The sequence below is a fragment of the Mycobacterium sp. genome (genome assembly GCF_032162105.1).
Classification (GTDB): domain Bacteria; phylum Actinomycetota; class Actinomycetes; order Mycobacteriales; family Mycobacteriaceae; genus Mycobacterium.
The window spans coordinates 1-6053 of sequence record NZ_JAVRPS010000420.1 but is presented as its reverse complement, the minus strand read 5'-3'; the positions used below and the strand labels follow the sequence as shown (position 1 = coordinate 6053).

The 6053-nt window shown below is 68.0% G+C and carries 6 protein-coding genes; 3 read left to right on the top strand and 3 right to left on the bottom strand.

Features of this window, described 5'->3' with window-relative positions:
• The 3 genes from QOC69_RS21375 to QOC69_RS21365 all read right to left on the bottom strand — a co-directional run.
• The coding region (locus tag QOC69_RS21375) for an LmeA family phospholipid-binding protein (protein WP_526443294.1) at positions 1 to 997 on the bottom strand (997 nt) is incomplete at its 3' end.
• Between the two features lie 79 nt (positions 998 to 1076).
• Positions 1077 to 3218 (bottom strand): xanthine dehydrogenase family protein molybdopterin-binding subunit, encoded by a 2142-nt coding sequence (locus tag QOC69_RS21370; protein ID WP_526443292.1) that lies wholly within the window; start codon positions 3216 to 3218, stop codon positions 1077 to 1079.
• The gene (locus QOC69_RS21365) at positions 3215 to 3700 is read right to left on the bottom strand and encodes a (2Fe-2S)-binding protein (protein WP_526443290.1); all 486 of its coding nucleotides are present in this window, start codon (positions 3698 to 3700) and stop codon (positions 3215 to 3217) included. Before QOC69_RS21365 ends, QOC69_RS21370 begins: the two co-directional genes overlap by 4 nt.
• A 130-nt stretch (positions 3701 to 3830) precedes the next feature.
• On the opposite strand from QOC69_RS21365, the gene QOC69_RS21360 reads away from it, so the two are divergent.
• The 3 genes from QOC69_RS21360 to QOC69_RS21350 form a co-directional block, all read left to right on the top strand.
• Positions 3831 to 4925 carry a catalase family peroxidase gene (locus tag QOC69_RS21360; protein ID WP_526443288.1) on the top strand — a complete coding sequence of 365 codons (1095 nt, stop codon included), beginning with the start codon at positions 3831 to 3833 and terminating at the stop codon, positions 4923 to 4925.
• Positions 4922 to 5512, top strand: a complete 591-nt coding sequence (locus QOC69_RS21355) for a cytochrome b (protein ID WP_526443286.1) — start codon at positions 4922 to 4924, stop codon at positions 5510 to 5512. Before QOC69_RS21360 ends, QOC69_RS21355 begins: the two co-directional genes overlap by 4 nt.
• Before the next feature lie 93 nt (positions 5513 to 5605).
• The coding region (locus tag QOC69_RS21350; RefSeq protein WP_526443284.1) for a TetR/AcrR family transcriptional regulator at positions 5606 to 6053 on the top strand (448 nt) is incomplete at its 3' end.

Here is a 6053-nt window from a genome sequence, read left to right as displayed (position 1 = left end):
TGGGGATCGACGCGTTCTGGCTGGAGAACTTCCCGACGACTCCGCTGTCGGTCACCTCGACGCTGTCGGCGTGGATACCGAGCGGATAGTTGTCGTTCAGTTTCTTCGTGAGCGCGTTGAGCGCAGTCTGCACCGCGTCCTTCGGCAGCGGGCCGCTGACGTCGAGGACCTGCAGATCGAGGTCGCCGTCGGTGACGACGGGCTTGGCCGTGACGCCATTGTCGCCGGCTTCCAGGACGATCGTGCCCGCGGCGGGGTCCGTGCGCACGCCGGTGATCAAGCTGCCGACCCCCGGCAGGTTGGCGGCCACCGTGTCCTTGATCCCTGCGGACTTCCAGGTGAGCGTCGCGTTCAACGATCCGATGGTGCCCTTGGAGTCCGCCGTCTCCTGCAACCGCACGTCCTCCAGCGTCACATCGGCGGTCATGCCCTTGGCCTCTTGCACCCGGTCCCCCGCGGTGGTGACCGAGATGTTGGTGTAGTGGCCCGTGATGTGTTGCCACAGAAAGGGCGGGTTCACACCGAACGATATGGTCGCGCTGTCTTGGACGACACATTCGGCGACCTCCACCAGGATGCTGTCCGCACGGTGCCGCGCATAGAGCTCCGCGCCGGCTAGACCGCCTGCCACCAGGGCGATGACGATGATCGCGATCAGCGCGATCGACTTCCCGTTGAGGAAGCCGGCGCCGCGCGGCTTGTCGCCTTCGGGCTGCTGGCGGACGGGAGGCGGCGGTGCGGGAGGCGGGGGTGCTGGTGCCGGAGGCGGTGGCGGTCCTGGCCGCGGAGGTGGGCCGCCGGCGGGCGGTGGAGGCCGCCGGAACTGCTCGGTGGGCACCGCATCCGGAGGCCGTTGTCGTGAGCGGAGTTGTTCGGTGGGCGCCTCGGGCTGACCAGGGCGCGGAATCCGTCGCGTCGCGGGGTCAGGCGGCGGGGGCGGCGGGGTCCCCCTGCCGCGCCAGCCAGGCTGCCCTGGGCGTTGCGGCGGCGTCGTCACCTGCGCAATTCTGCCTCATCGGCGTGACTTGGCGGGTCAATGGCGGATTCGGGCAAACCAGCAGCGCCGTGAGGGGGATTCAGTCTGGAATGGCGGCGACGATCTGTTCCGGCGTGAAGGGCATGGTCCGCACCCGGACTCCGATGGCGTCGTAGATGGCGTTTCCGATCGCGGCGGCGGTCGGTCCCTGAGCGGCCTCACCCACCCCAAGGGCCGGATTCCCGTCGCCGGGCAACAACTCCACGACGACCGCCGGTACCTCGGAGAACCGCAGAATCGGGTAGCTCTCCCAGGTGTCGCTGGTGACGGTCAGGTCGTTGAATCGAACCCGCTCCTTCAGTGTCCAACTCGTTGCCTGGATCGCGCCGCCCTCGATCTGGTTCTCCGCCCCGTCGGGGTTGATGATCAGGCCGGCGTCGACCGCGATGGTCAACCGACGAACCCGCACCTCGTCGGAGGCTTCGACTTCCGCGACGACCGCGCAGTACGCGCTGCTGTTCTTGTAGCGCGCGTAGCCGATCCCGTGCCCGACCGAGTCGGCAGAAGACCACCCGGCCCAGTCCGACCGCCGCTGCACCGCATCGATCACCCTGCGGCCTCTCGGGTCGGACAGGTGAGCGAGACGGAATTCGACCGGATCGCGCCCGGCAGCGGTCGCAAGTTCGTCCATGAACGATTCGATCGCGAACACGTTGACGAAGCCACCGAGCGCGCGCATCGACGATGTCCGCAACGGCATCACGGTCAACCGGTTGTTCACCACTCGGTAGGCGGGAAATGCGTAGCCCGGCACGGAATTACGCCCAGCTCCCCCACCATTGGCCAGCGGCGGTTCGCCCGCGGCCTCGATCGGTTCACCGCCGTCGCGGTGAGTCGCGGCGAGCAGGCCGACCGCCTGGGTGAACCCTGGCCGGGTGGCGTGTCCGTTGCCCCAGATCTCGTGCCGCCACGACAGCACCCCGCCGTCCGCGTCCACGTCGGCGGCGATCCGCACGACGGCGGCCGGTCCGTATGGCGCCCACCCGAGTTCATCGGGTCGTGACCACACCACCTGGACCGGTTGGCCGGGCACCGCCAAGGCGAGCAGGGCCGCGTCCAGGGCGACGTCGTCGGCGCCGTTGTGGCCGTAGCAGCCAGAGCCTTCGACGTGCCGGACCGTGATCTGCTCCTCGGTCAGGTCCAGCGCACGGGCCAGTTCGCGGCGCAGCAGGTACACGCCCTGGCTGTGCGTCCAGACGTCCAATCTGACGCCGTTTGCGTTCGACACGAGTGCGGTCGCACTGGACGGGCCCATGGCGGCGTGCGCGAGATACGGTCGGTGGTAGGTGGATTCGTAGGAGTTGGAGCCAGATCCAGGTGCTCCGTCGGCGTGAACGTCAGCGAGGATGCTGGTCTCGGCCGGCGCCGAGGTGAGGAAGCCGGCGAGATCGTCCTCGTCGGGCAGTGTTGGGCGCTCGCGCCACGTCGCGGCAGTGCGCAGACGGTCCGCGGCGGCGAGCGCCACCTCCTCTCGGTCGGCGACCACGGCGAGGAAGCTCCCGTCGCGCACGATGGCGACCACACCCGCCATCGCCCGCGTCGGCTCGACATCGACGTCGAGCAGACGGGCGCCGCGGGACGGCGGCCGCACGATACGACCGAACAACATGCCGTCCAACGCCAGGTCGTGCGCGAACCGCGGCCGGGGCGCGAGCTTGTCGGGCAGGTCGATCCTCGGCACGCTGGCGCCGACGACGTGGTACTCCGACACCGGCTTCGGTTCGGTCGCGCCCGTCGCCGGGTGATCCAGCAGCCGGTCGTCGGCCAGCTCCCAATACGTGGTGGTCCGTCCGTCCGGTGCCGCTATCGTGCCGTCCGAGACGACGAGCGTGTCCGCCGACACCTGCCATTGCGCGGCGGCGACGTCCAGATAGACGGCGCGGGCCTCGGCACTGGCCAGTCGCAGCGCCGCGCCCGAGTGCTGGATCGACAGGCTCCCTGCGGTGTACCCCTCGTTGGGGCTGGTGCCGGTGGCCGCCGCCGTCATCCGTACCCGGGCCACGTCGACGTCGAGTTCTTCGGCGGCGATCTGCGCCAATGCGGTGAGCACTCCCTGCCCGAGTTCGACCTTGCCGGAACGGACTTCGACCACACCGGACGGCAGAATGCTCAGCCAATCCCCCAACCGGGGGTTGGCCCGCAGAGACGGCGGCATGTCCCGCGAGACGTCCTGGATGGTCATTTCTGCCGCACTTCCGCCGCGGCCGCTAACACCGCACGCACGATCCGGTTGTGCGCCCCGCATCGGCAGAGGTTGCGGTCCAAGGCGGCGCGCACGTCTGCCTCGGTCGGGTCGTCGTTGTCGGCGAGCAACGCGGCCGCAGCGATCACGATGCCGGAGATGCAGTAGCCACACTGCGCGGCCTGGCCGTCGACGATTGAACGGGCAACAGGATGGGGCCCTTGGGCCGTGCCCAGCCCCTCGACCGTGGTGACCTCGCGGCCCGCCACCGCCCACATCGGCGTGTCGCACGAATACGCGGGCTGACCGTCGACGAGAACGAAGCAGGCCCCGCACAGGCCGAGACCGCAGCCGAAGCGGGTGCCCTTCAAGCCGAGATGATTGCGCAGCACGTACAGCAGCGCGGTGTCCGGTTCGGTACGGACCTCTTCATGCCGACCGTTCACCAGGACGGTGGTCGGCGGCGGCACGGTGTCGGTCAAGTTCGCCTCCTGCTTCCCATCCTCCTCTTCGGCGGTCGATGATGAATTCCGGCTGACAACGTGTTCCCAGAATGCGCCGCTACAGTCGCGACGGCGGCTGGGGTCAGGCGACCGGTTCGAAGGAGTGCTGGTGACACCATCACCAAAGCCCCGCCCGACGTGGGGCGGGGTTCCACTGACACGCCGCCGGGTCCTGCTCGGCATGGCCGCGATCGGCGGGTTTCTGGCAGTCGACCTCGGCGCCGTTGCCTACGCGGGCGGCTGGATCGGCACCGCGCATCGATTGACACCGGATGGCTTCATCAGGGCCTTCGCCTGGGTCAACGGGAAGCAGTCGGGCTTTCGCAAGAACCACGCGAAGGGCGTTGCCGTAGCCGGGTACTTCGAGAGCAACGGCAACGGCAACGAGCTGTCCAGCGCAGCCGTGTTCCGGCCGGGACGCACGCCGGTGCTTGGCCGATTCTCACTGGCAGGTGGCAACGCTCATGCCGCCGACGCGGCAGCGACGGCGCGGGGCCTCGGCTTGGCGTTCGGGTTTCCCGGCGGTTCGCAGTGGCGTACCGCCATGCTGAACCTTCCCGTCTTCCCCGACAATTCCGCTCAGGGGTTCTACGACCGACTGCTCGCGTCCAAGCCGTCCCCCGACACCGGTAAGCCCGACCCCAAAGCCATGGCGGCATTCCTCACCGCACACCCGGAGACGGCGAAGGCCATGAAGATCATCGGTCAGAGTCCGCCGAGCCCAGGCTTCGCGGACAGCACCTTCCGTGGTCTCAACACGTTCTACTTCATCAGCGAATCAGGCACCCGAACCCCGGTCCGATGGTCGCTGGTACCGGTCACGCCCCCGGCGCCAAGATCATCGTCGGGGTCCAACGCACTCTTCGACACCCTTGCCCGCCAGATCCGTTCGGGCCCATTGCAATGGAAGTTGATGCTCACCGTGGCCGCACCGTCGGATCCGCTCGACGACGCCACCCTGCCCTGGCCCTCCGACCGACGAGCAATCGACGCAGGGACGCTGACCCTGTCGTCGATCGAGACCGAACGGGCGGGCAACGCGCGCGACATCAACTTCGATCCCCTCGTGCTTCCACCCGGCATCGAACGATCCGATGACCCGCTGCTCAGCCCCAGGTCGGCGGTCTATGCGGCGTCCTACCGCGTCCGTGCCCGGGAATCCAAGAGCGCCCCCGCCGTCAACGTCGACGAGGTGGCGCCGTGAGCACCGAGATCGACGACACCGCGGCGGCGGTGACGCCACCGCAGAAGTTCACCGCATTGAGCCGGATGTTCCACTGGCTCACCGCGATCCTGATCTTCGCCGCCCTCCTCATCGGGTTCACCATGGTCAACTGGCTCGCCGGCTACGCCACACTGCGGGTGATCCATATGTCGATCGGTGCGCTCATTCTGCTGGTCGTCGTGCTCCGAATAGTCAACCGCGTCAGGCATCACCCGCCCGCCTGGCCACCGACTATCGGGCGGCGCGAAGGCAAGGCCGTGATCTGGCTGGAACGCGGTCTTTATGCGCTGCTGCTCGTACAGCCGCTGGTGGGGTGGGCGATGGTGTCGGCGAGCGGGACGCCTGTCCTGGTGTTCGGCGTGCTGCGCGTGCCACCCATCGCGCCGTTCAACGTCGGCGTGTTCTCCGTTCTGCGCGAGGCACATTCGATCCTGGCGTACCTACTGGTCGTCGTTATCGCGGCTCATGTGTCGCTCGTGCTGGCGCACTCCACCGTCCTCGGCGACGGCATGCTTCGCAGAATGACGTTTCACATGGGTCGACGTGAGGGCCGAAGAGCCGGCTAGTCGTCGTCGGTGCGCGACGGAACCCATCAGGGCCTTGACTGTGACGGCGCTCACAGTAGTATGACCAGTGGTCATCGACCCTAGGAGGACCCGATGCCGACGGTGACATGGGCTCGCGTCGATCCGGCTCGTCGCGCAGCAGTGATAGAGGCTGCAGAGGCCGAGTTCGGAGCGCACGGCTTCTCCCGAGGCAGCCTGAACGTCGTCGCTCGGCGCGCAGGCGTCGCCAAGGGAAGCCTGTTCCAGTACTTCGCGGACAAGCGCGACCTCTACGGGTTCATCGCCGACGTCGGCAGCCAGCGCGTGCGTGCCTACATGGAGGCCCGGATCCGTGAGCTCGATCCGAGCAGACCGTTCTTCCCATTTCTCACCGAGCTGCTGGACAGCTGGGTCGCGTACTTCGCCGATCATCCTCAGGAACGTTCGCTTCACGCAGCGGCGAGTTTCGAGGTCGACACCGACGCCCGCATCAGCGTGCGGACCGTCATTCACCGTCACTACTTGGAGGTTCTGCGGCCCCTCGTACGGGACGCGCACGTAC